Origin of the sequence: Janthinobacterium lividum (assembly GCF_011601275.1) — a bacterium.
In the GTDB taxonomy this organism is placed as follows: domain Bacteria; phylum Pseudomonadota; class Gammaproteobacteria; order Burkholderiales; family Burkholderiaceae_D; genus Janthinobacterium; species Janthinobacterium lividum_E.
Window position 1 is genome coordinate 51,283 of the sequence record NZ_JAAOLY010000002.1, and the last position, 24,878, is coordinate 76,160.

Genomic DNA, 24,878 nt, shown 5'->3' on the forward strand with positions numbered 1-24,878 from the left:
AAGTTCTCCAGATAGCAAAAGGCCCCGCATCCGCGAGGCCTTTGTCATATGACTTGTGACGCTATCGGCTGGCTTATTCCCAGTTCAGCGCGCCACCGGTCTGGTATTCCGTCACGCGCGTCTCGAAGAAGTTGCGTTCCTTCTTCATGTCGATCATTTCGCTCATCCACGGGAATGGATTTTCTTCCTGGGCGAACAGCGGCTCGATGCCGATCTGCTGCGCGCGGCGGTTGGCGATGAAGCGCAGGTAGCCCTTGAACATCGGCGCGTTCAGACCCAGCACGCCGCGCGGCATGGTGTCTTCCGCGTACGCGTATTCCAGTTCCACGGCTTTCATGAACAGATCCTTGATCTCTTCGCGGAAGGCGGCCGTCCACAGCTGCGGATTTTCCATCTTGATCGTGTTGATCAAGTCGATGCCGAAGTTGCAGTGCATCGATTCGTCGCGCAGGATGTACTGGTACTGCTCGGCCGCACCCATCATCTTGTTCTGGCGGCCCAGCGCCAGGATCTGCGTGAAGCCGACGTAGAAGAACAGGCCTTCCATCAGGCAGGCAAACACGATCAGGGATTTGAGCAGCTTCTGATCGTTTTCCACCGTGCCGGTGACGAAGGCAGGGTCGGTCAGGGTGTTGATGAACGGGATCAGGAATTCATCCTTGTCGCGGATCGACTTGACTTCGTTATAGGCGTTGAAGATCTCGCCTTCGTCCAGGCCCAGCGATTCGACGATGTACTGGTAGGCATGCGTGTGGATCGCTTCCTCGAACGCCTGGCGCAGCAGGTACTGGCGGCACTCGGGCGCCGTGATGTGGCGGTAGGTGCCCAGCACGATGTTGTTGGCGGCCAGCGAGTCGGCCGTCACGAAGAAGCCCAGGTTGCGCTTGACCAGGCGGCGCTCGTCGTCCGTCAGGCCGTTCGGGTTTTTCCACAGCTCGATATCGCGCTGCATGTTCACTTCCTGCGGCATCCAGTGGTTGGCGCAGCCGGCCAGGTATTTGTCCCATGCCCATTTGTACTTGAACGGCACCAGCTGGTTGACGTCCGTCTTGCCATTGATGATGCGCTTGTCGTCGGCATTCACGCGGCGCGCCACTTGCTCGGCGTTCGCTTCGGACGGCTCGGCACCTGCCGGCAGGTTCAATTCGGTATTTCCCAATGGCGCTTGCTGCGCCGGACGCGGCACAGCTGCCGACGTGGTTTCATCATCCCAGGACAACGACATATTCTTCTTCCTTTCCATGCCGGCGAGCCGGCGATCCGCAACAGGCCCGTTGAATCGGACAATGCGGACATTGACAACATTGAATCAGCCCAGAAGCTCTGGGCTGACAACTAAAATCTTACTGGCAGGCTTCGCACTCTTCAAAGCCGTCATCACCCGGACGCAGGTAGCATGCTTCGCCATCGGCGTCGTCCGCTGCCGCTGCCACCACTGGCGCCACGGCCACCGCTGCTGCCGCCACGACCGCTGCCTGGGCGCTTTGCGCACTGGCCGACATGCCGCCATCGACTGCCACGGCGTTCAGGGCGCCCGTCTTGGAGGTCGATTTCTCCATATGGGTAGCGGCGATGGTACGCAGGTAGTAGGTGGTTTTCAGGCCACGCAGCCATGCCAGCTTGTAGGTCTCGTCCAGTTTCTTGCCCGATGCGCCAGCCATGTAGATGTTCAGCGACTGAGCCTGGTCGATCCACTTCTGGCGACGCGAAGCCGCTTCCACCAGCCAGCTTGGCGACACTTCAAAGGCCGTGGCGTAGATGTCGCGCAGGTCTTGCGGGATGCGGTCGATCTTCACCAGCGAGCCGTCGAAGTACTTCAGGTCCGAGATCATGACTTCATCCCACAGGTCGCGCGCCTTCAGGTCGCGCACCAGGTAGCCATTGATCTCGGTGAATTCGCCCGACAGGTTCGATTTCACGTACAGGTTCTGGAACGTCGGCTCGATACAGGCCGATACGCCGATGATGTTCGAAATCGTCGCCGTTGGGGCGATCGCCACGCAGTTCGAGTTGCGCATGCCGAACTTGGCGATGCGTTCACGCACCGGCGTCCAGTCCATGGCCGACGAGGAATCGACTTCCAGGTAGCCGCCGCGCTCTTCGGCCAGCAGTTTGACCGAGTCTTGCGGCAGGATGCCGCGGTCCCACAGCGAACCGGCATACGATTCATAGCGGCCGCGCTCTTCGGCCAGTTCCGTCGACGCCAGGTAGGCGTAGTAGCAGACGGCTTCCATCGAGGTGTCGGCAAACGACACAGCGGCGTCCGAAGCGAACGGCACGCGCATCATGTGCAGGCAATCCTGGAAGCCCATCACACCCATGCCGACCGGACGGTGGCGCATGTTCGAATTGCGCGCCTTCTCGACGGCGTAGTAATTGATGTCGATGACGTTGTCGAGCATGCGCATGGCGGTGCGGATGGTCTTGGCCAGCTTGACGTGATCGAGCTTGCCTTCCTTCATGTGCGCCGGCATGTTGACGGAACCGAGGTTGCAAACGGCGATTTCGTCAGGGCCCGTGTTCAGCGTGATTTCCGTGCACAGGTTCGAGCTGTGGACGACGCCGACGTGCGACTGCGGGCTGCGGATGTTGCAAGGATCCTTGAACGTGATCCATGGGTGGCCCGTTTCAAACAGCATCGACAGCATCTTGCGCCACAGGTCCAGCGCGGCGATCTTCTTGAAGACGCGGATTTCGCCGGCGGCGGCCTTGGCTTCGTAGCCCAGGTAAGCCTGTTCAAAAGCCTTGCCGACCTTGTCGTGCAGGTCTGGTGTGTCCGATGGCGAGAACAGGGTCCAATCGCCTTTTTCCATGACGCGCTTCATGAACATGTCGGGAATCCAGTTCGCCGTGTTCATGTCGTGCGTGCGGCGGCGGTCGTCGCCCGTGTTCTTGCGCAGGTCGAGGAATTCCTCGATGTCCATGTGCCAGGTTTCCAGGTAGGCGCAGACGGCGCCCTTGCGCTTGCCGCCCTGGTTGACTGCCACGGCCGTGTCGTTGACCACTTTCAGGAACGGCACCACGCCTTGCGACTTGCCGTTGGTGCCCTTGATGTGGGCGCCCAGGGCGCGCACTGGCGTCCAGTCGTTGCCCAGGCCGCCGGCGAACTTGGCCAGCAGCGCATTGTCCTTGATGGCGTCGTAGATGCCTTCCAGGTCATCGGAGACGGTGCTCAGGTAGCACGACGACAGCTGCGAGCGCAGGGTGCCCGAATTGAACAGGGTCGGCGTCGAGCTCATGAAGTCGAACGAGGACAGCAGGCTGTAGAACTCGATGGCGCGCGCTTCGCGGTCCGCTTCGTTCAGCGCCAGGCCCATGGCCACGCGCATATAGAAGGCTTGCGGCATTTCGATGCGCACGTCCTGGATGTGCAGGAAGTAACGGTCGTACAGGGTTTGCAGGCCGATGTAGCCGAACTGCAAGTCGCGGTCAGCGACGATGGCTTTCGCCAGGCGCTCCAGGTCGAAGCTGGCAAGTACCGGGTTCAGCAGCTCGGCGGCGATACCCTTGGCAATGTATTGCGGGAAATACGTCAGGTATTCGGCGGCAGCGGCCGCTTGCGGCACTTCCTTGCCGAACACTTCCTTGCGCACCGTGTGCAGCAGGATGCGGGCCGTGACCTGGCTGTAGGCCGGGTCTTTTTCCATCAGCGCGCGCGCCGCCAGGATGGCCGACTTGTGCAGCTCTTCGACAGGCACGCCGTCGTACAGGTTTTTCACCGTTTCAGCCAGGATGGCGTCGGCATCGACGTGCTTTTCCAGGCCGGCGCAGGCGGCGTTGATCAGGTCGCGCACTTCCTGCATGTCCAGCAGGCGGCGCACGCCGTTGTCCAGCACGTTCAGTTGCGGTGCGGAAACTTGCGCGGACGCGCCTTGCGCTTCCTTCTGCAAGCGGCGCTCTTCCATATGCTTGGCGCGGTACAGCACGTAGGCACGCGCCACGTCGTGCTCGCCCGAACGCATCAGCGACAGTTCCACCTGGTCTTGCACATCTTCGATATGGAAGGTGCCGCCGCCCGGATGGCGGCGCACCAGCGCGGCGACGACGCCGTCCGTCAGTTGCTCCACCAGTTCGCGGATGCGTGCCGAGGCTGCGCCCTGGCCGCCGTTAACGGCCAAAAACGCCTTGGTCATGGCGATGGCGATCTTCGAAGGCTCAAATGCCACCACCGCGCCGTTGCGGCGGATGATGCGATAGTCGCCCAATGCCGCGCCCGTGCTCGCCACGCTGTTGGCCGCGCCTGGCGCTGGCGATACTGGCGTTGGATGGATGGAAATATCTTGTGGTGATTGCATTGAAGCTCCCGTTGTCAGCTAAAGTCAGCCTGCAGTTTTGCTGCCGCGTGTGTTGTTGAATAGAACGCCCGATGGTCAGGGTTTCTTCAGATATTTGTTGCTAAATAGTAAATTAATAATGCATAAAACAGTGTCAGAATCCATCTCGCCACACCGCACTGCCCGGCTGGCGCGAAACACGATCAAGGGTGATAAACCGCCAGTTCCAGTGCTTTATCAGCAATCCGGGTAGCTTTGACAATAATTCTGAAAACGTCTGTGATGGCACTACATATAGTCTTTACGTCCAACTTCTGCACTAATTGTAGTACCCATCGGAGGGTGATGCAATAGTTTTCCGGCATCCGTTGGCGTAATTTTTTGTATTTTCATATACGATTTCGGTTGACTTTTCAGGGCATGGATGGAAAGCCCAATCCCCGCGAAGTAAGCGCTAACGCAGGCTGCCGGCGCAGGGTTTCCAGCCAGCATACTTGGTAAAAATGCCAGTCGAAAAATGGCCCCGGATCCGTCTTCCTCCCCGGCGCGATATGCTCGTGCCCGCGCACCTGGGACAGCCCGTAGCGCGCAACCAGCGCCGCCGTCACTGCCGCCAGCACATGGTATTGCCGCTGCTGGAAGGGCACGTCGTCCGCGCCTTCCATTTCGATACCGATGGAGTAGCCATTGCACTGCGGGCGTCCTTCGAACATGGACGCACCCGCATGCCAGGCACGTTGATCAGTAGAAACATATTGCAACAACGCACCATCGCGCCGCACAAAAAAGTGCGCCGACACCTGCAAGCCACGCAGGTCGGCGAAAGAAGGATCGGCATTATAATCTACCCGGCCCGTAAACAAGTCCGACACATGCGGCCCGCCAAAGTGGCCGCCCGGCAAGCTGATGTTATGAATCACCAGCAAGTCGACTTGCGCACCGTCCGGGCGCGCATCGTGGTGCGGCGAGTCATAGCGCAGCGCGCCGTCGCACCAGCCGTCTTCATCTATCGTCCATCCGCTCATCAAGTAAGGCTTCCTGTATCGTCAATTTCTGCATGCGGTAACGCAACTGGCGCACGCTCAGGCCCAACTGGCGCGCCGCCCGTGCCCGGTGGTAGCGCGCCTGTACCAGCGCCAGCATGATCATGTCGCGCTCGGCCTGGCGCAAATACACGTCCAGCGGCAGGACGGGGGCCACGCCATGCGCCGCCATGCTTGGCAGGCACAGTTGCCGTTCCGGCAAGTCCGGCAATGCCGGCGCCGCCCGCAACGGCATGTCGCCCGCCGCCGATGGCAAGGCCAGCCCGTCGAGCGCGATCACGCCGCCGTCGGCAAAGGCCAGCGCCCGCTCCAGCACGTTTTCCAGTTCGCGCACATTGCCGGGAAACGCATACGCGGCCAGGGCCGCCAGCACGGGCGGCGCCAGACTCACGGTCCTGCGTGGCGACAGGCGCGCGAGGATCACCTCACATAATACCTGCAGATCGCCGCGCCGCTCGCGCAGCGGCGGCAACGCCAGTTCGATCACATTCAGGCGGTAAAACAGGTCATGGCGAAACGTGCCGGCCGCCACGCCGCGCGCCAGGCCATGCTGGCTGGCGCACAGGATGCGCACGTCGATGGCCTCGTCGCTACTGCCGCCCAGCTTGCGCACGCGGCGCTCCTGCAGCACGCGCAACAGTTTTACTTGCATGGCCAGCGGCAGATCGTCGACTTCGTCGAGCAGCAAACTGCCGCCGTGGGCCGCCTGGAACAAGCCCTGGCGTTCGTGCAGCGCTCCCGTATAGGCGCCCGGGCGGCAGCCGAAGAATTCCGCTTCCATCAGCGCTTCGGGAATGGCGCCGCAGTTGACGGCGATAAACGGGAAGCTGGCGCGCGCGCCCTGTGCATGGATGGCGCGCGCCGCCAGTTCCTTGCCCGTGCCCGATTCGCCGCGGATGGCCACCGGCGCGCCACAGCGGGCGATGCGGCCGATCTGCGCGCGCAGCGCCTGCATGGGCAGCGAGTTGCCGCTCAGTTGCGGCGCCGGCGGCATATTGGCGGCAGGATGCTGGCTGGGACTGGGACGGGACATGGGGAGCGCGCCTTTCCGCTATGGCGGCGACGAACCGCCTCATGCAGATGCTACGCCAGACGGATGCCGGAGGACGTTACGATACGGATGAGCAACGCGCGCGAACCTGCCGGCCTGCCCTTACAAGGTGGCGTGCGCGTGGCAGCAGTAATCGTGGCCCTTGGCCTGCACGTTTTCCGAGGCCGGGTAATACACGCCGCAATGGGCGCAGCACAGCATCAGCTCGGCATCAGGCAATTCCTGCGGCCGGCCGGGCGGCGTAAACGGGTTCGGCTGCTGTTGCTGCTGCGCGCGGGCGCGCTGTTGCATGCCACGGATCTTGCTGCGGATCGCAAACAGCACCAGGAACACCAGCGCCAGCCAGAATAAAACACGTGTCATGCGAATCCTCGGTGTAAAACCACTTCCAGTACAAAACGGCTGCCGACATAGGCCAGCAGCAAGGTGGCGAAACCGGCCAGGGTAAAGCTCAGGGCCGTCTTGCCGCGCCAGCCGCGAAAGCGCCGGCCTGCCAGCAGCGAGGCGAACAGCAGCCACGACAGCATGGTAAACACGGATTTGTGATCCCAGTTGAGCGCCTTGCCAAACAGTTGTTCGGAAAACACGATGCCCGACAGCACGGTCAGGCTGAGCAAAATAAATCCCAAGCCAATCATGCGGAACAGCAGCTTTTCCATCGTCAGCAAGGCTGGCAGCTGGTCCAGCGCCGTGCCGATGAAGCCGCGGCTTTCACTGCGCGTATGCAAGCGCGATTCCTGCAGCGCCATCAGCACGGCGTGAAAGGCGGCAATCGTCAAGGTGCTGTAGGCGAGCACGGCCACGGCAATATGCCAGCCGAAGACGGCCGACTTGCCTTCCATGCTGACCTGGCTGCCAGGGAAGGCCCAGGCCAGGCCGATGGCGAGGACGGCGCTGGGCATGACCATGCGGCGCAGGCCATCCAGGCTGAAATTGCGGTTCTCTATCCAGTAGGCGCCAACCGAAACCCACAGCGCGGCCGACAGCATGGCGGAAAAACCGAAGCGCAAGGTGCCCGGCGCCATCAGGTCGAACCACAGGGTGGCGGCGTGCGCCAGCCAGGCGACGCCGGTCAGGCCGGCAATGAGCCGGGCACGGGACGAAGGAAGCACTGCGCACGCCGCGTACAACAGGGCGGCGATGAAAAAGAAATAGATCTGCATAGTTTAAGTTTACACCATAGCCGGCAAGCGCGATTCAAGCGGCAGTATGGGCTGCAGGCAATTTGCCGCCAGCCGATACCGCAAGCCTGCCATGATATCGCGCCTCGGCCGCGACGGGTGGCGCAGCCTCAAGATTTCGGCAATCTTTCCTGCGGCGCACTGCCGCCGCGCCGCGGGCACGTTGCCATCCCGATGAGCCAGCCCTATAATTATGTCCATAGAGCAACAGTCTTTCACCTTTCGCCACTCGCCCCCACCGCCATGTTCTCTTTCAAGAAAATTTCCTGGACCTGTCTGCTGCTGGCCGCCTGCACTATATTAAGCGGCTGCATGAAAGACGCACCTTCCCAATCCACGTACGAAGAGTATTTCCGCACATCCGTCCAGAGCTACGACCTGTACAAGGATTACTTCGACATCGCGAAGCTGGAAAAGCTCAACGGCTGGAAAGAGAACGAACAGTATGAAATCAAGGGCTCGGCCGTGCTGCGCGCCAAGGTGGGCTATCTGGAATTGCTGGCCGACGTGGCCGACAAGCTCGAAGCGCAGGCAAAGACGGATGGCTCCGTGGGCATGACCATGGGCCTGGGTCTGATGGCGCGCGGCATGGGCGGAGAGAACAAGGTTTTCCGCGAATTCTGGGTACAGCAGCTGGAAAAAAAGGCGATTCCCGCACCGCTGCTGGCGCGCCAGGCGGCGATGACGGCCGAGCGTTTCGATAACCTGATGCAATGGTCGGACCAGCTCGTGCAAGACAATTACGGCGCCATCATCAGCCGCCAGCTGAAGAAAGGCGATGAACTGACCCGCATCTACACACTAAGCTTCCGCCAGACGGAAAAAGGCTGGATGGGTTTTAACGCCCGCTAAAGCCACTCCTTCACAAAAAAACCTCCGCGCCATCGCTGGTGCGGAGGTTTTTTTCATGGCTGTCTGATTTACTTCACGTTCAGGCTCTTTTTCGCCTGCTCCAGCAAGTCCGTCTTGACCCAGTCCTTGGCCACGGGCGGCTTCGTCATGCGGCCCACGCCCGTTTTCACCATCACGTCCGTGGTCACCTGGATATGCTCGGGCGAGATGTCGTACGAATACGGCGAATTGCTGATCGCGTCGTCGAAGTCATCCTTCGTGATCTGGCCGCGGAACACGACTTCGCGCACATATTTTTCCGCCGTCGCCTTGTTGTCGATAAAGGTCTTGGTGGCTTCGACGAAGCAGCGCATGAACTTTTCCGCCACGGGACGGCGTTCCTTGTAGAACTTTTCCGTCATCACCATGGTCCGTACGGGTTCGCCGATCGGCGTGTCATACGGTTTGATGACTTCGGTGCCGAAACCCTTGTTGATCGCCTGCGACGATTGCGGCTCCGACTGCATCATGGCGTCGATATTCTTGCCCATCAGCGCCTGGTTCAAGTCGGCGTAGGCGAGAAATACCAGCTGCACATCCTTGCCTTTGGTTTCCGAATACGTCAGGCCCGCCTGCGACAGCTCGGCCAGCAGCAGCACTTCCTGGATGCCGCCGCGCGTCACGCCCACGCGCTTGCCCTTGAGTTCCTTGACGCTGCTAATCTTTTGCCCCGCCCCGCCCACCAGGCGCGCACCGCCCTTGGCAAAACCGGCCACCACGTAGATCGGCGCACCGCCGGCGCGGCCGGAAATGGCCGCTTCGGACGCCGTCGCCCCCACGTCCAGCTCGCCCGCGATAATCGCCTGCATCACGTCGAGGCCCTTGGCGAAGATATGCTCTTCGACCTTGATGCCGCACTTGGGCGCGATTTCCTTGATGTACGACACGGCGCCGTAATGGGCGAATTTCAAATTGCCCAGGCGCACGACTTCCTGCGCCTGGACGGCGCCCATGCCGAAGGCCAGCATGAGGGCGGCGGCGATACCGGTCTTCAGGGTTGATTTTTTCTGCATCGGGTTCTCCTGTGGTGGTTGGTGTGTGCCCGCAAGGGCACGCGAAACACTGCTTTTTTATTATGGGGAGATAGTACCGTGTGTTGAAGCCAGAGAAACATTTTTTTTGCCGGCAGCGTCACAGCACTTACTGTCCCGCCAGCGCCACCACCGGATCGAGTCCCGACGCCTTGCGCGCCGGCATGAAGCCAAACACCAGCCCCGTTACCACGGCGCAGGCAAACGCGCCGGCGATGGCGCTGAGCGAAAAGATCACCGGCACGTCCCACACCAGCAGCAGGCCGGCCACCGTTACGCCGACCACGATGCCGGCCACGCCGCCCACCACCGACACCAGCACGGCTTCGGTGAGGAACTGGCGCAGGATGTCGCGCCGGCGCGCCCCCGTCGCCATGCGGATGCCGATTTCGCGCGTGCGCTCGCGCACCGTCATCAGCATCACGTTCATGACGCCGATGCCGCCCACCACCAGGGAGACGGCGGCGATCAGGCTGAGCATCATGGTCATGTTGTCCTGCGTCTTGGCTTCGGCGGCGATCGACGCGGCCGCGTTGCTGATGCCGTAGTCGCGGATGCGGTGGCGCTCGAACATGGTGGCATCGACGGCCGCCTCCACCTCCGTCACGCGCTTGACGTCATCCACCGCCATTACCGTGTAGGTGGGCTCGCGCTGGCCGAAGACGCGGATGCCGGCCGTGGAAAACGGCAGCAGCAGCACGTCGTCTTCATCCTTCTCACCCGTCAGCGCACCCTTCGCGCTCATCACGCCGATCACCTGGAACGGCACGTTGCCGATCAGGATGCTCTGCCCCACGGGATTGGGCACGTCGGGCATCAGCTTTTCCGCCAGGTGTGCGCCCAGCACGGCCACGGTGGCCATCTCGCGCTCGTCTTCCTCCGTAAAGAAGCCGCCCTTGGCCACGGGCCAGGTCTGGATCTGCGGCAGGGCCGGCCCCGTGCCGCGCACATAGGTCTGCACGTCGAGGTTGCCGTGGCGTATCACCTTGTTGCCCGTGACATTCGGCAGCACGTGGGAAATACCCGGCACGTCCTTGAGCGCATCGAGGTCGGCCAGGGTGATGCTGCGTCCCGGGATGCGCGAGCTTTCGCCGCGCGACGCCATGTACAGCAGATTCGAGCCGAACGCCCCCAGTTGCGCCATCACCTGCTGGCGCGTGCCCAGGCCGATGGCCAGCATGACGATGACGGAAGCGACGCCGATGACGATGCCGAGCAGGGTCAAACCCGTGCGGAAGCGGTTGATCCACAGCACGCGCCATGCGGCGCGCGCCGCGTCAAGCAATTCCGTGCCCAGCGACGCACCGGTATCGTGGGCGGCGCGCGACATGTCCAGCGGCGGCAGGGCCGTCGACGTGGCGGGAATGGCGATGGCGCCCGAGTCTTCGACGATTTCGCCATCGCTGATCTCGATCACGCGGCGCGCCTGGGCCGCCACCTTGCGGTCATGCGTGATCAGGATGATGGTATGGCCCGCGTCGGCCAGCTCGCCCAGCAGGGCCATGACTTCGGCGCCGCTGCTGCTGTCTAACGCCCCCGTCGGTTCATCGGCGAGGATGATGCGCCCGCCATTCATCAGCGCGCGCGCGATCGACACGCGCTGCTGCTGCCCGCCCGACAACTGGTTCGGCCGGTGGTCTAGCCGCTCACCGAGACCCAGGCGCTTGAGCAGCGCTTCCGAGCGCGCATGGCGGGCCGCGGCCGGCATGCCCGCGTACAGCGCCGGCACTTCCACGTTTTCGCGCGCCGATTCCGTGGCGATCAGGTGATAACCCTGGAAAACGAAGCCGAACGCTTCGCGCCGCAACCACGCCAGTTCATCGGCATTCAGGCTGGCCACATCCTGGCCGGCAAAGCGGTAGGTGCCGTCGCTGGGGCGGTCCAGGCATCCCAGCAAATGCATCAGGGTCGACTTGCCGGAACCGGACGCACCGACGATGGCGACGAATTCGCCGGCGCCAATCGACAGGGTCAGGCCGCGCAGCACTTCCACGGCCGGCGCGCCGTCATGGCCGCCGTAGCGCTTGCGGATACCGGCAAGTTCAATCAAAGGCGCCGCCCGGCCAGGCTCTCCTGCTTGTCCCAGCGACCTGGCCTCGCTCATCGCGCTCACAGCTGGAACCTGCTGCTGCCGTTGCCGGCCGGCTGCTCGCCCGTGACCAGCAATTCACCTTCGCGCAAGCCTTGCAGCACTTCCGCGCTGAGGCGGTTGCGCACGCCCACGGTGACGGCGCGCGTATCGACCTTGCCGTCCGCATCCATCACGCGGGCCGTGAACTGCCCCGGCTTGGCGCCTTCTTCCGTCGACGGTTTCAGGGCCGGCAAGGGCACGGCCAGCACATTGTTCGCCGCGGCCGTGACAAACACTACTTGCGCCGTCATCTGCGGCATCAATTCGCCATCGGCGTTATCGACGTCGAACAGCACTGTATACAGGATCACCTTGCTGGTCGACGGCGCCAGGGCCGTGCCGGCGGCGGAACCGCCGGGCACCGGCGGCGCCGGCAGCACTTGCCGCACTTTGCCGCTCCAGCGCCGCTGGTCGCCGCCCAGGGTGGTGAAGTATACGGGCATGTCCGGGCGCACGCGGCGCACGTCCGCTTCCGACACCTCCGTCCATACCGTCATGGCCGACAGGTCGGCGATGCGCAGGATGTTAGGCGTCTGGTAGGTGGCGTTCAGGGTCTGCCCTTCCTTCGCATCCAGGCCCACCACCTTGCCGGCCATCGGCGCATAAATGCGCGTGTAACCGAGGCGCGCCTCGTCCGCCTTCAGGCTGGCCTGGGTCTGGTCGATCTGCGCCTTCAGGTGGTCGATCTTGGCACCGGCCGAGGCCAGGGTGGCTTCCGCCGTTTCCAGGTCGGCCAAGGGGGTCGAATCGAACTTGGCCATCTGCTTCTGGCGCACGTGCTGCTGTCCGGCCAGGCGGTGCTGCGCCTGCTGGTCGGCCAGCTGCGCGCGCAAGCCCGCCAGCGCGGCGCGGCCCGCGTCGACCGTGGCCTGCTGCACGCTGGGGTCGATCTCGGCCAGCAACTGGCCTTTTTCCACGGCGCTACCCGGCTGCACGTGCAAACGCGTGATCTGGCCCGACACCTGCGCGCCCACGTCGACATAGGTTTGCGGCTGCAGGGTGCCGATGGCCGTGACGCTGGCCTCGATATTGCCGCGCTTGACGGGCGCCGTGTCGAACACGGTTTTCGGGCCGCGCGTGGCCCACAATGCGCCGGCGCCGAACAGCGCCAGCAAGACCACGCCGCCCAGGATCCGGGCGCGGCGGGTAGGCAGGCGGGCCGCCATCAGGCAGCCGCTTTCAATACATTCAAAACATCAATCGGTGTCGCCAGGCGTGAAAAGTGCATCGGTCTATCCTTGAAAATGGCGGTGAATATCACCGCAGGAACGTCACAAGACCTGCCAGCGCGGCGACGGCTGCCAGCAGGGAACTACGAAACAGCAAGCGTGGGGCATACGGCAGCAGCAGGGCCACCAGCAGCGCGCCGGCCGATATGAAACCGAGCCAGGCGACGACGCCGACGGTCGCGCTCCAGCCGGCCACGCAGGGCCAGATGGCCAGCGCCAGCAGGAAGGTGCCGGCCAACTGCAGCGCGCGCCGCACGTTCGGCGCCGCGTCCCTGCCCCAGACCTGGCCGTGGTGGCGGTCCATCGCCAGCGAGAGGCTGGCCATGCCCGCATACGACAGGCCCAGCGCACAGAGGATGGTAGGGATCATGACTGTCCTTCCGTAGTGACGTGCAGGCTGGCCGTGGACGCAGCGTTTTCCCTGGCCGCGGCCTTTTTCACGGGCTTTTCCTTGCGCTTGTGGACTTTCCACGCGCCCCAGGCGGCCAGCAGGCCGAAGGCCATGCCGCCCAGTTCCACGCCGGCGCTTTCCCAGTCGCCGCGCGCGGTTTGCGCCGCCAGGTTATCGCCCGTGCTCAGTACATTCAGGACGGGAAGCATCAGGCACAGGGCGGCCAGCAAGCCCAGTTGTTCTATCCACGCGCGCTTTTCAGCGCGCAGGCAGGCGTGCGCCAGCATCACAAACCACACGCCGAAGAAGGCGCGCAATTCCCAACCGGCGCGGTGCTCGACGCCGATGGGAATCAGGCGGTTGGCCCACAGGAAGCCCACGCAGGCGATGGCCAGGCCGGCAATCGCCGCCACGTTCAGGCATTCGATGACGCGGTACACGCGCTGCGTGTAGGCGCCGAATTCGCCGCCGGATTTCTGGCGGCGCTTGACCATGAACAGGATGGCGCCCGTGCCCATCATGGCCGTGCCGGCCAGGCCGCAGAAGAAGTACAGCCAGCGCATCGGTGTGCCGCCAAAGCCCGCCATGTGCAGGTTCGACATGACGGAGCGCGTCAGGCCCGCGCCGCCCGTATCCGACTCGCCGGGACGGCGCAAGGCGACCTGTTCGCCCGTGGCCAGCGCATAGCAGGCCCTGCCCGTGTTGGCGCTGATGCGTTCCATCGTGTCCGTCTCTTCATTCCAGCCGTACATGCACACGCGCATGGAGGCGTCGTTCGGATTGTCCAGCACCACGGCGCGGATTTCCTGGCCGATGGCCTGTTCGGCGCGCAGCGCAAACGATTCCAGCGCGGGAATGGCCAGCGGCTGGCCTGTCTTCGCGGGTTTACCCACATCGTTCCAGTCGGCCAGGAAGGCCTTCTTGGCATTGTCCATGCCGTATTGCGCCACCACGGGGGCCGGCACATAGTCATCGCTGAAGAAGGCCAGGCCCGTGTAGGCGATCATGAACTGGAACGGCAGCGTCAGCACGGCCACCGCGTTGTGCGCGTCGAGCCACGAACGCTGGCCCTTGGCCGGGCGGAAGGTGAAGAAATCCTTGAAGATGCGCTTGTGCGTGATGACGCCGCTCACCAGCGCCACCAGCATGATCATGGTGGTGATGGCGACGATCCACACGCCGATGCGTCCCGCGTGCAGCTCGTAGTGGAAATCGACAAAATGATGGCCGCCGATGGTGTCGCGCTGCGTTGCCTCGCGCGCATGTTCGACGACGGCACCCGTCAACGGATCGAGGTCAGCCGAGCCATAGCCGCCGGCGGGCTGGAACCAGTAGGCGGACAGGCCGTGGCCCGGGCGCTGCACGGGCCAGATTTCCCACATGTCCGCCTTCGGATGTTCCTTGGCCATGAAGTCGAGCGCCAGCTCCAGGCGGTGTCCACGGTCCGTGACCTTCGGCAGCGGCGGATCGTTCGCATGCGCCGCCTCTTCCAGTGCATGTTCGGGCGTCATCCAGTGGGTGATCGGTTCGTCGAAGACGGCCAGGGTACCGGTCAGGAAAATGGCGAACAGCAGCCAGGAAATCCACAGCCCGCTCCACGTGTGCAGCCAGGCCATCGCCTGGCGCAAACCGCCCTGCTGCGGCGTCTTGATCACTTTGTCTACCTTGACGGCGTTCATGCAGCACCCCGCGACAGCAGCAGGCCAAGGCCGCCGCAGACGATGGCCGGCAACAGCATCCCGAGCCAGGCGCGGCGCAGGTCTTGCACGGCAAAGACCCAGATCACGGCGCAGGTGTAGACAACGAAGGCGCTCAGGGTGGCCGTCAGCACGGCTTCGGCGCGCGACAGCGGCAGCACGGCCGACAGCAGCACGGCCACGCCGGACGTCAGTGCATAGCCGCCAAAGATGGCGGCGAGCACGCGCGAGAACAACATCATGTGGGCCGATTTCATCATCGCGGCGCTCCCTGCGGCATGCGCTGGCGCGCGCCATCGCGGGCCAGATTCAACTGCACTTCCATAAGCCAGGCATCCTTCATCAAGATAAATCATTCAAAAGCGGTTATTTACAGTGTGTAGTTCAAGGTCAGCATCAGGTTGCGCGGCGTACCCACCATGTTGCCGAAGACATCGGAATAGATGCTCTGGTAATAGTGCTTGTCGAGCGCATTGTTCACGTTCAGTCGCAGCTCCGCGCGGCTGTCGATCTGCCACGCCGCGTTCAAGCCCACGATCGCGTAGCGACCCTGGCGCAGACGGTAGGTACCGTCGTTTGATTCCGTCGGACCCTGCCCGTACACGGAGGCGCCGACGCGCCAGCCTTGCGCCGCGCCGGACAGGCGGTAGCTGGTGGCCAGCTTGAGCTGCTGGCGCGGATAGCGGCTGTTGAAATCCTTGCCGATATTGGCCGGATCGCTGTCGCGCTTGAATTGCGCCTTCACATACGTAAAACCGGCCGACAGCTGCCAGTCCGGCGTCAGCGCGCCCGCCACGTCCAGCTCCACGCCTTCGCTGCGCACTTCGCCCGACGCGCGCTGGCAATAGCCCCAAGTGCTGCCCGGGCAAGGGTTCGGGCCGGCCAGGTCGTCCACGCCACGGTTTTGCTGGCGGATCTGGAACACGGCCGCGCTGGCATTGAGGGCGCCGCCGAAGTATTCGCCCTTCACCCCCGCTTCATAGTTGGTGCCGCTGATCGGTTTCAATGGCTGCGCATGGGCGTCGGTGGCCGCCTGCGGCTGGAAGATCTCGGTCCAGCTGGCGTACACGGAATGATGCTTGTCGAGGTCATACACGACGCCGGCGTACGGCGTGAATTCGCGCGCCACCGAGTAGCCGGCATCGTCCTTGTACCAGCTCACGCGCCCGCCCAGCACCAGCGACAGCGGGTCGGCCAGGCGCATGCGCGTGCCCGCATACACGCCGCTTTGCTCGGTGATGCTGGCCGTGCGCCACTGCGCGTAGTTGATGACGGGGCGCGCCACGCTGCCCGCATCCCAGTGGAACGGGTCGAGCACGGGCGCCGCCGCGCCCCAGCTGTACGGGGCCCAGCCGCCATAGCTGTTTTTCGACGAACGGCGGTGGCTGGCGCCGACCGTCAGCTCGTGCTCGCGGCCGAACAGGCTGTAGCTGCCGCTCGCATACGCGTCATAGCTGGTGTTGGCCAGCTCGGCGCGGTAGCTTTGCGAATTGAAGCGCAGGGTGTCGCCGCGGCGGTTGATCCCGGAAAACGTCGTGTCGATCTCGGGCGTCTTGCGCGTGGCGGCCAGCTTGGCCTTCCAGCCATTGGCAAAGCGGTGTTCCAGTTCGGCGAAGATGGTCTTGTCCGTCTGGCGCCAGTCGTCGAAATCGCTGCCCAAATAGGTCGAGCGGGGCAAATCCAGGAAGCGGCCATCGGCGGCCGTCACCACGCCCGTCGCGACGCCGTCGTTGTCCGTCTTGCGGTAGTGCGCGCCCACGGTCAGGGTGGTGTCGGGGCGCAGGTCCGCTTCGATGATGCCGTACAGCTGGTGGTTGCGGCCATGCAGCGCGTCGACAAAATCCTTCTTGTCCTGCACCGTCACGACGATGCGCCCGCGCAGGGTTTTCGCTTCGTTGAGCGCATTGGCCGCATCGGCTTCCAGGCGGTAGTTGCTCCAGCTGCCCACGCTGGCTGAAAACGTGGCTTGCGGCGCGGCCGTCGGGCGCTTGCGCACCATGTTGATGGCCGCGCTGGGCGTGCCGCTGCCCGTCATCAGACCAGTGGCGCCGCGCACCACCTCGATGCGGTCATAGATGGCCAGGTCGTCATTGTCGCCATTGAAGGTGCCGTTCGCGCCCAGGCTGGTGGGCAAGCCATCGAACAGAATGTTGTCGATTGGAAAGCCACGCGCGCTGAAACTGCCCGAATCGCCCGTAAAGTTGCCCTTTTGCATGACCAACCCCGTGATCGACTGCACCGCGTCGTCCAGTGTGGTGATGCCCAGGTCGTCGATCTGCTGGCGCGTCAGCACGCTGACCGACTGCGGCGTCTCGCGCAACGACAAATTCAGCTTGGTTGCCGTATTGCTCACGCCCGTCGTGTAGGAGCCGCTGCCCTCTGTTGTCGCATCGCGCCCCGCCGTAACGGACACGCCGAGCATGGTCTGTTCGGCGGCGGGGGTGGCTGGCGCCTGCTGCGCGATGGCCGGCAAGCTGGCGGCCAGGCACAGGGCCGCAGCCGCTTGCGCCAGCGGACGCAATGCGCAGTGAGGAGATGGCAAACTGACAAAATTCAAAGCGTGCGACATGCAAGTTCCTGATAGTAGTGGCGTCATCAGACGGTGAAAAACAGGCGCCCTACTCTGTAGGTGCCGCGAAAACGAAAAACGGGCAGTCCGACTGCAAATATTTTTTGTGGAGTACTACGGGGCCGGTTCGACCGTCACCCAGTAGCGCGTGCGGCTACGTACCTGCACCGGCAGCGAGTCCGGCAGCATGTTCAAAATGCGCTGCGTGTCAGCCAGCGGGAACACTCCCGACAGGCGCAGCTGGGCCACCTGCGGCGCGCAATCGATCACGCCGGGGCGGTAGCGGGCCAGGTCGGCCAGGAAATCGCCCAGGGTCACGTCGTCGACGATCAGCTGCCCGCGCGACCAGGCGTCCGCATGCGCACCGATGGCGTGCGGCGCGTCCAGCGCCTGGCGAGAAAATGCCACGCCGCGCCCGGCCGCCAGCAGCAAGGGGGCGCCGTCGCCGTCGCGGGGATGGATTTCAACGGCGCTTTCAAACACGTCGACCGTGCTGTAGTCATCCTGCTGGCGCACGGCAAAACGCGTGCCCAGCGCGCGCACCAGGCCTTCGCGCGTGGCCACGACCAAAGGCGCGCCGCTGCCGGCGCCATGGCCGCTGGTGACGAGGATCTCGCCGGCCAGCAGCTCGATCCGGCGGCGGCTGGCGTCAAAACGCACGTTCACGGCCGATCCCGTATTCAGGCTGAGCACACTGCCATCGTCCAGCGCCACCTCGCGCCGCTCGCCCGTGGCCGTGCGGTAGTCGGCGCGCAGGGTGCGCACGCCGTCCCACGCATCCGTCTGCGCGGCCAGCATGCCGCCGCCGGCCGCCACGCCCAGCCACGCCAGCAACTGGCGCCGCTTGCCGTTGACGGCTTTCTGCTCCGTGCCGGCCAGCGCCTGCGCGGCCGCACCGCGGTGCAAGCCGTTGAAGCGCTGCGACACGGCCTCGATATGCCGCCAGGCCCGCTCATGCTCGGGGTCGGCCTCGCGCCAGCGCTGCCATGCGGCGTGCCGCGCCGCGTCCATCTCGCCCGACATCAGCATGGTCAGCCACTCGGCCGCCTGCTGCTGCACCGCATCGCTGATGGCCGCCGGGGCCGCAGCACTCCCCAGCGTGCTCATGCCGGCAGCGAGAAAAACACCTGGCGGTTGGCACGCGTCAGGTATTGCTTGACCGAGCTTGCCGACACGTCCAGGCGCGCGGCGATATCGGCATAGCTGAGGCCTTCCAGTTGCGCCAGCAGGAACGCCGTGCGCACGGGTGAGGGCAAGCCGTCGAGGGCCTGGTCGATTTCCTGCAAGGCTTCCAGCGCCAGCAACCGCTCTTCCGGCGCGGGCGCCACGTCGGGCGGCAAACAGGCCAGCGCTTCCAGATAGGCGTCTTCCAGCACTTGCCGGCGGTGGCGGTGCGCCACCAGGCGGCGCGCGATAGTGGCCAGGAAAGGCCGCGCCTCGCGGATCTGCGGCGCGGCATGGGCCGTCAGCACGCTGATGAAGGTGTCTTGCGCCAGGTCCGCCGCGTCGCCCGCATTGCCCAGCTTATGCCGCAGCCAGCCCTGCAGCCAGCCGTGATGGCTGCTGTAGAGCGCGTGCAGGTCTTGTTGCTGTGCAAAATCGGCGGCCGACATGGCATCCCTTTCCGCCCGGGCGTGCGGCGCCCGAGAATGTAAATAAGAATTATTCTCATTCTAACCGCGTTCCTGCCATTCATGCAATCGCGGCATTGCCAGAAATACCAACTAATTCAAACGCCGGCCAACCGCCAGGCGCTGCAGCGCGGGACCGCCAGCCACCCGCGATGGGGTAAAATGGCGGCCATCGTCCGGCTTGCGCCGCCCACTCCCAAGCTTTTCATTGCAGGTTCATCATGCTAGATAATCTCACCCAACGGCTTGCCAAAGTCGTCAAGACCATGCGCGGCGAGGCGCGCCTGACCGAAGCGAACACCGCCGACATGCTGCGCGAAGTGCGCCTGGCGCTGCTCGAAGCCGACGTCGCCCTGCCCGCCGTGCGCGAATTCATTGCCAAAGTCAAAGAAAAAGCCATGGGCGAGGATGTCATTTCCTCGCTCACGCCAGGCCAGGCCCTGGTAGGCGTGGTGCAGCGCGAGCTGGCCGCCCTGATGGGCGCCGACCTGGGACCGGAAGCGTCGCAGATCAGCTTTGCGCAGCAGCCGCCCGCCATCATCCTGATGGCCGGTCTGCAGGGTGTGGGTAAAACCACCACCGTCGGCAAGCTGGCGAAATACCTGAAGGAAGAAAAGAAGAAGAAAGTGCTGACCGTCTCGGCCGACGTGTACCGTCCCGCCGCGATCGCCCAGCTGCAATCGGTCACCGCCCAGGTGGGCGCCGACTTCTTCCCGTCCACCAGCACGGACAAGCCGGTCGATATCGCGCTGGCCGCGCTGGACTGGGCGAAAAAGCATTACCACGACGTGCTGATCATCGATACGGCGGGCCGTCTCGGTATCGACGAAGAGATGATGCGCGAAATCGCCGCCGTCCACGGCGCCGTGAAACCGATCGAAACCCTGTTTGTCGTCGACGCCATGCTGGGCCAGGACGCCATCAACACGGCCAAAGCCTTTAACGATGCGCTGCCGCTGACCGGTATCGTGCTGACCAAGCTCGATGGCGATGCGCGCGGCGGTGCGGCCCTGTCCGTGCGCCACATCACGGGCAAACCGATCAAGTTTGCCGGTGTCTCGGAAAAACTCGACGGCCTGGAAGCGTTCGACCCGGCCCGCATGGCCAACCGCATCCTGGGCATGGGCGACATCCTCGCGCTGGTGGAAGAAGCGCGCAAGGGCGTCGACAGCAAGGCGGCGGCCGACCTGGCGCAAAAAATCAAGGTGGGCGGCAAGTTCGACATGAACGACTTCAAGGCGCAACTGGGCCAGATGAAGAAAATGGGCGGCATGGCCAACCTGATGGACAAGCTGCCGGCCCAGTTCCAGCAGGCGGCAGGCGGCAAGAACATGGACCAGGCCGATAAACAGGTGCGCCGCATGTGCGGCATCATCGATTCGATGACGCCGCAGGAACGCGCCAAGCCTGAACTGATCAAGGCCACGCGCAAGCGCCGCATCGCCGCCGGCGCCGGCGTGCAGGTGCAGGAAGTGAACCGCATGCTGACGCAATTCGAGCAAATGCAGACGATGATGAAGAAATTGTCGGGCGGCGGCATGATGAAGATGATGCGCAGTATGAAAGGCATGATGCCTGGCATGAGGTAGTGGAAGGCTGCAAAATCCGCTGCGCGGGGCGCTTTGCGGCCGGCGATGCTCAGCGCACCAGAAGTGCGCTTGCGCTTCTCGGCCACAAATCACCTCCGCTCGCTGTGATTTTGCAGGCCTTCATGATGTCTCAGGATCGCTGTTTGAAAGCCAAAAAACATTGTTCTAAATAATGCCGGATTGCATTTTCATGTGTCCGGCATCACTCTTCCCTCCCTCCGCAGCCCCCCTCCCCGCATAGCCAGCAACCATGCCATTTACGGGCAAAAACGCTGTTCTGCGCTCCCAAGCGGTGCGCCCGGGCGACAGCATGGCCATTTCCCTGCTTTTTCCTCGTGAAAACGTGAAAAACACTTGCATACAAGGTAAATCCACACCAATATTAGCCGTGCGATTAATTGCGCAATTTCCCATGTGTTTGTTAAGGAGGCTCGAAGATGGCAACAGCCAAAAAAACCCCAGTAGCAGCGCCAGCCAAAGCAGCAGCAGCCAAGCCTGCAGCCGCCAAGAAAGCAGCACCCGCAGCCAAGGCAGCAGCTAAACCAGCAGCGGCGAAGAAAGCGGCAGCACCGGCAACACCACGCAAGCCAAACGCAGCATTCATGAAAGCAATGACGCCATCGAAAGAGCTGGCCGCCGTTGTTGGCGCAGCACCACTGCCGCGCACGGAAGTGACCAAAAAGGTATGGGATTACATCAAAAAACTCGATCTGCAAGATCCGGCCAACCGCCGCATGATCAATGCGGACGACAAGCTGAAAGCAGTTTTCGGCGGCAAAGCCCAAGTCTCCATGTTTGAAATGACCAAACTGATCTCCGATCATTTGAAATAATCAGATACGCACAGGGCGTTTTGCGCCGTGTGAGTGCCCCGCCGCATCCGCGAGCGGGGCATTTTTTTTGGGGTCAGACCCGTTCAGCGTTCATTTGAATTCCCACTGCGTCCACGCCGCCCTGACCGCATTCGGATACTCGGCACGCCCCCGGCTGCCGTTATACCGCCCCAGTGCCAGGTACAAATCGCCCTTTTCCATATCCAGGTACATGCGCAGGATGGCGCAGCCGTAGCGCAGATTCGTCTGCATGTGGAACAGCTTGCTGCGGTCGTGGTCGCCGATGACACCAGTCCAGAACGGCATCACCTGCATGTAGCCGCGCGCGCCGGCCAGCGAGACGGCGTATTTGCGGTAGGCCGACTCGACCTGGATCAGGCCCAGCACGAGGGCCGGCTCGAGGCCCGCGCGGCGCGATTCGTACCATACGGTTTCCAGGAATTCCGTGCGCAGCTGGGCGTCCGGCAGCTTGCGCTGCAGGCGTTGCGACATCTGCGCCAGCCATTGCTGGTAGCGCTGCAAGTCGGCGGGCGTGGCAAATTTGGGTTGCGGCGGGCGTTCGTCGCGAATCGCGTGCGACAGGGCCAGTCGGACGGAGTCGGCCAGCGCCTCCTCCTTCTGGTTGCCGGCCTGCGCCGGAGAGACGCAGGCCAGGCAGGCGGCCAGCGCGAGCGCGCCAGCCGTCTTGCTTACTGATAAACGCTTCACTGCGCCATTTTGCCCTGGATGAAGGCGACGATCTCGTCCGGCGCCACGCCGGTCGCTTCCGCATCGCGGCGGCCCTGGTATTCCAGCTTGCCTTCTTTCAGGCCGCGCTCGCCGATGACGATGCGGTGCGGCACGCCGATCAGTTCCCAGTCGGCGAACATGGCGCCTGGACGCAAGCCGCGGTTGTCGACGATGACGTCCACGCCGGCGCCTTGCAGGGCCGCGTACAGCTTCTCCGTCTCTTCCTTGACCAGTTCGCTGCGGTCCATGCCCATCGGGCACAGCACGACTTCGAATGGGGCGATCGACGCGGGCCAGATGATGCCCTTGTCGTCGAAGTTCTGTTCGATGGCGGCGCCCAGGATGCGCGTCACGCCGATGCCGTAGCAGCCCATCTGCAGCGGCGCAGGCTTGCCGTTTTCATCGAGGAAGGTGGCTTTCATGCTTTCCGAGTACGCCGTGCCCAGCTGGAATACGTGGCCCACTTCGATGCCGCGCTCGATGGCCAGTGCGCCCTGGCCGTCCGGCGAAGCATCGCCGGCGACGACATTGCGCAAATCGGCCACGATGGCTGGCTCGGCCACGTCGCGGCCCCAGTTGGCGCCCGTGTAGTGGAAACCGGCGTCATTCGCGCCGCACACGAAGTCGCTCATGTGGGCGACCGTGCGGTCCGCCACCACGGTGACCGGTGCTTTTGTGCCGATCGGGCCCAGGTAGCCAGGGATGGTGCCGTAGACTTCCAGGATTTCCGCTTCCGTCGAGAAACGGTGACCGGCCAGGCCGGCAACCTTGCCCACCTTGATGTCGTTCAATTCATGGTCGCCGCGCAGCAGCAGCATGAAATGCTGTTTCGTGACTTTCTCGTCCTTGCCCGTCGTTTCCACGGTCAGGGCGATGGTTTTCACGGTGCGCGACAGCTCGATACCCAGCAGGGTAGCCACGGTTTCGCACTTGACGGTGTCCGGCGTGGCCGTTTTCGTCAGTGCCTGGGCGGCGGCCGGGCGCTCGCCCGCTGGCGGCAGCGCTTCGGCCGCTTCCATGTTGGCCGCGTAATCGGAGGTCGGGCAGTACACGAGCGCGTCTTCGCCCGTGTGGGCGATGACGTGGAATTCATGCGAACCGGAACCGCCGATGGCGCCGTTGTCGGCTGCCACGGCGCGGAATTTCAGGCCGAAGCGTGTGAAGATGCGCGTGTAGGCGTCAAACATGACTTTATACGACGCTTGCATGCCGGCCAGGTCGCGGTCGAACGAGTAGGCGTCTTTCATCGTGAATTCGCGGCCGCGCATCAGGCCGAAGCGTGGGCGGCGCTCGTCGCGGAACTTGGTCTGGATGTGATAAAAGTTCAACGGCAGCTGGCGGTAGGACTTGATTTCCGTGCGCACGACGTCCGTAATGACTTCTTCCGACGTCGGCTGGATCGCGTATTCGCGGCCGTGGCGGTCTTTCACGCGCATCAGTTCGTCGCCCATCTTGGTCCAGCGGCCCGTCTCTTGCCACAGTTCGGCTGGCTGCACGAGCGGCATCAGCAGTTCGATACCGGCGGCCTTGTTCATCTCGTCACGGATGATGGCTTCCACCTTGCGGATCACGCGCAAGCCCATCGGCATGTAGGTATAGATGCCGGAACCGAGGCGTTTGATCATGCCTGCACGCATCATCAATTGGTGGCTGACGATTTCCGCGTCAGAAGGTGCATCTTTAAGTGTGGAAATAAAAAAACGGGAGGCGCGCATAACGGTGAATTCTTTTTAAAAAGAGAGGGTTATAATCAACCTAATTTTAAAGGATTAGCTGGCTGATGCGTCCATACTTTACACAAATGCGCTCAATTGGTGCGATTCCGGCGCTTTTCGCACCCCGAAAAGGTCACCGGCTTGCGAAGTTGTGGGTAATTATGTAAAAAAAGACGCACTGTCGCAGAAAGTTTGAGGTGCATTATGCTCGACCGTGAAGGGTTTCGGCCCAACGTCGGCATCATCCTGCTAAACGCCCAGAACGAGGTGTGGTGGGGCAAGCGGGTGCGCGAGCACTCATGGCAGTTTCCGCAAGGCGGTATCAAATATGGCGAAACACCGGAACAAGCCATGTTTCGCGAACTTGAAGAGGAAATCGGACTCAGACAGGAACACGTCAAAATTGTCGGCCGCACCCGCGACTGGCTGCGCTATGAAGTGCCAGACCACTTCATCAAGCGCGAGATTCGCGGCCATTACCGTGGCCAGAAGCAGATTTGGTTTCTGCTGAGAATGTGCGCGCGCGATAACGACGTCAATCTGCGCCTGACCGACCATCCCGAGTTCGACGCCTGGCGCTGGCATGAATACTGGGTCCCGCTCGATGTCGTCATTGAATTTAAACGCGATGTGTACCAGCGCGCCTTGCAGGAGCTGTCCCGCTTCCTGACCTGGCCAGTGCATGGCAACGCACAGCAAGCGCACCGCCACACGTCGCGCTACCTGCGCCAGCCCCATGCGCCACGGGCGCAGGATGGTACGGCTGTGGCCAAGCCTTGCGACGGCATCGCCGCCGAAGGGTGTACGCCGGAGCTGATTCTGCCGGGCAAGGAGTAGTCCGCCGCAATGAACGCACTCTCCCACGCAAAAGGGGCAGCCTGAACAGGCTGCCC

The 24,878-nt window shown here is 63.2% G+C and carries 21 protein-coding genes; 4 read left to right on the forward strand and 17 right to left on the reverse strand.

The genetic code is table 11. The annotated features are described in order from the left end of the window. Positions 1-73: 73 nt before the first annotated feature. The 6 genes from GYK42_RS03030 to GYK42_RS03055 all read right to left on the reverse strand — a co-directional run bounded on the left by GYK42_RS03030 (position 74) and on the right by GYK42_RS03055 (position 7,531). Positions 74-1,225 carry a ribonucleotide-diphosphate reductase subunit beta gene (locus GYK42_RS03030; protein WP_034780261.1) on the reverse strand — a complete coding sequence of 384 codons (1,152 nt, stop codon included), beginning with the start codon at positions 1,223-1,225 and terminating at the stop codon, positions 74-76. A 118-nt stretch (positions 1,226-1,343) separates the two neighbouring features. Next, complete coding sequence (locus tag GYK42_RS03035; RefSeq protein WP_166446292.1) at positions 1,344-4,295, reverse strand: ribonucleoside-diphosphate reductase subunit alpha; 2,952 nt, start codon at positions 4,293-4,295, stop codon at positions 1,344-1,346. Positions 4,296-4,687: 392 nt separating this feature from the next. Next, a complete protein-coding gene (ampD, locus tag GYK42_RS03040; protein ID WP_166446293.1) occupies positions 4,688-5,299 on the reverse strand; it encodes a 1,6-anhydro-N-acetylmuramyl-L-alanine amidase AmpD in 612 nt (203 codons plus the stop codon). Next, entirely contained in the window at positions 5,277-6,350 is a 1,074-nt protein-coding gene (locus tag GYK42_RS03045; protein ID WP_166446294.1) for a sigma 54-interacting transcriptional regulator, read from the reverse strand. The genes ampD and GYK42_RS03045 overlap by 23 nt, the downstream gene beginning before the upstream one ends. A 120-nt stretch (positions 6,351-6,470) precedes the next feature. Further along, a complete protein-coding gene (locus GYK42_RS03050; protein ID WP_166446295.1) occupies positions 6,471-6,731 on the reverse strand; it encodes a PP0621 family protein in 261 nt (86 codons plus the stop codon). Continuing rightward, the gene (locus tag GYK42_RS03055; RefSeq protein WP_046684240.1) at positions 6,728-7,531 is read right to left on the reverse strand and encodes a cytochrome C assembly family protein; all 804 of its coding nucleotides are present in this window, start codon (positions 7,529-7,531) and stop codon (positions 6,728-6,730) included. Before GYK42_RS03055 ends, GYK42_RS03050 begins: the two co-directional genes overlap by 4 nt. A gap of 330 nt (positions 7,532-7,861) precedes the next feature. Here GYK42_RS03055 and GYK42_RS03060 point away from each other — a divergent pair, with 330 nt between their 5' ends. Further along, positions 7,862-8,401, forward strand: coding sequence for a hypothetical protein (locus tag GYK42_RS03060; protein WP_166446296.1), 540 nt, complete (start codon positions 7,862-7,864; stop codon positions 8,399-8,401). Between the two features lie 68 nt (positions 8,402-8,469). On the opposite strand, the gene GYK42_RS03065 is transcribed toward GYK42_RS03060, so the two are convergent. From GYK42_RS03065 to GYK42_RS03105, 9 genes are all read right to left on the reverse strand, one after another. After that, complete coding sequence (locus GYK42_RS03065) at positions 8,470-9,453, reverse strand: ABC transporter substrate-binding protein (RefSeq protein ID WP_166446297.1); 984 nt, start codon at positions 9,451-9,453, stop codon at positions 8,470-8,472. 127 nt (positions 9,454-9,580) lie between these two features. Continuing rightward, positions 9,581-11,575, reverse strand: coding sequence for a MacB family efflux pump subunit (locus tag GYK42_RS03070; protein WP_166446298.1), 1,995 nt, complete (start codon positions 11,573-11,575; stop codon positions 9,581-9,583). A 5-nt stretch (positions 11,576-11,580) separates the two neighbouring features. Next, positions 11,581-12,768: an efflux RND transporter periplasmic adaptor subunit gene (locus GYK42_RS03075; protein ID WP_166446299.1), complete on the reverse strand. Its 1,188-nt coding sequence runs from the start codon at positions 12,766-12,768 to the stop codon at positions 11,581-11,583. Between the two features lie 91 nt (positions 12,769-12,859). Continuing rightward, a complete protein-coding gene (locus GYK42_RS03080; protein WP_166446300.1) occupies positions 12,860-13,201 on the reverse strand; it encodes a DUF3325 domain-containing protein in 342 nt (113 codons plus the stop codon). Next, a complete protein-coding gene (locus GYK42_RS03085; protein WP_205711260.1) occupies positions 13,198-14,901 on the reverse strand; it encodes a PepSY-associated TM helix domain-containing protein in 1,704 nt (567 codons plus the stop codon). Before GYK42_RS03085 ends, GYK42_RS03080 begins: the two co-directional genes overlap by 4 nt. Then, entirely contained in the window at positions 14,898-15,179 is a 282-nt protein-coding gene (locus GYK42_RS03090; protein WP_082127733.1) for a hypothetical protein, read from the reverse strand. Before GYK42_RS03090 ends, GYK42_RS03085 begins: the two co-directional genes overlap by 4 nt. Before the next feature lie 110 nt (positions 15,180-15,289). Beyond that, entirely contained in the window at positions 15,290-17,488 is a 2,199-nt protein-coding gene (locus tag GYK42_RS03095) for a TonB-dependent siderophore receptor (protein WP_205711261.1), read from the reverse strand. Between the two features lie 114 nt (positions 17,489-17,602). Then, entirely contained in the window at positions 17,603-18,595 is a 993-nt protein-coding gene (locus GYK42_RS03100) for a FecR domain-containing protein (protein WP_166446302.1), read from the reverse strand. After that, on the reverse strand, positions 18,592-19,101 hold the full coding sequence (locus GYK42_RS03105; protein WP_166446303.1) for a sigma-70 family RNA polymerase sigma factor: 510 nt from the start codon (positions 19,099-19,101) through the stop codon (positions 18,592-18,594). The genes GYK42_RS03100 and GYK42_RS03105 overlap by 4 nt, the downstream gene beginning before the upstream one ends. Before the next feature lie 239 nt (positions 19,102-19,340). Between GYK42_RS03105 and ffh the strand changes: the two genes are divergently transcribed. Together ffh and GYK42_RS03115 are read left to right on the forward strand one after the other, a co-directional pair. Further along, positions 19,341-20,708, forward strand: coding sequence for a signal recognition particle protein (ffh, locus tag GYK42_RS03110; protein ID WP_166446304.1), 1,368 nt, complete (start codon positions 19,341-19,343; stop codon positions 20,706-20,708). A gap of 437 nt (positions 20,709-21,145) precedes the next feature. Further along, positions 21,146-21,541, forward strand: coding sequence for an SWIB/MDM2 domain-containing protein (locus GYK42_RS03115; protein ID WP_071653383.1), 396 nt, complete (start codon positions 21,146-21,148; stop codon positions 21,539-21,541). A gap of 90 nt (positions 21,542-21,631) precedes the next feature. Here the strand turns inward: GYK42_RS03115 and GYK42_RS03120 are convergent, their stop codons facing one another. Next, positions 21,632-22,249 carry a transglycosylase SLT domain-containing protein gene (locus GYK42_RS03120; RefSeq protein ID WP_166446305.1) on the reverse strand — a complete coding sequence of 206 codons (618 nt, stop codon included), beginning with the start codon at positions 22,247-22,249 and terminating at the stop codon, positions 21,632-21,634. Continuing rightward, positions 22,246-23,985 (reverse strand): proline--tRNA ligase, encoded by a 1,740-nt coding sequence (locus tag GYK42_RS03125; RefSeq protein WP_166446306.1) that lies wholly within the window; start codon positions 23,983-23,985, stop codon positions 22,246-22,248. The genes GYK42_RS03120 and GYK42_RS03125 overlap by 4 nt, the downstream gene beginning before the upstream one ends. A 204-nt stretch (positions 23,986-24,189) precedes the next feature. On the opposite strand from GYK42_RS03125, the gene GYK42_RS03130 reads away from it, so the two are divergent. Then, a complete protein-coding gene (locus tag GYK42_RS03130; RefSeq protein WP_034746553.1) occupies positions 24,190-24,822 on the forward strand; it encodes an RNA pyrophosphohydrolase in 633 nt (210 codons plus the stop codon). The last annotated feature ends 56 nt before the right edge of the window (positions 24,823-24,878 follow it).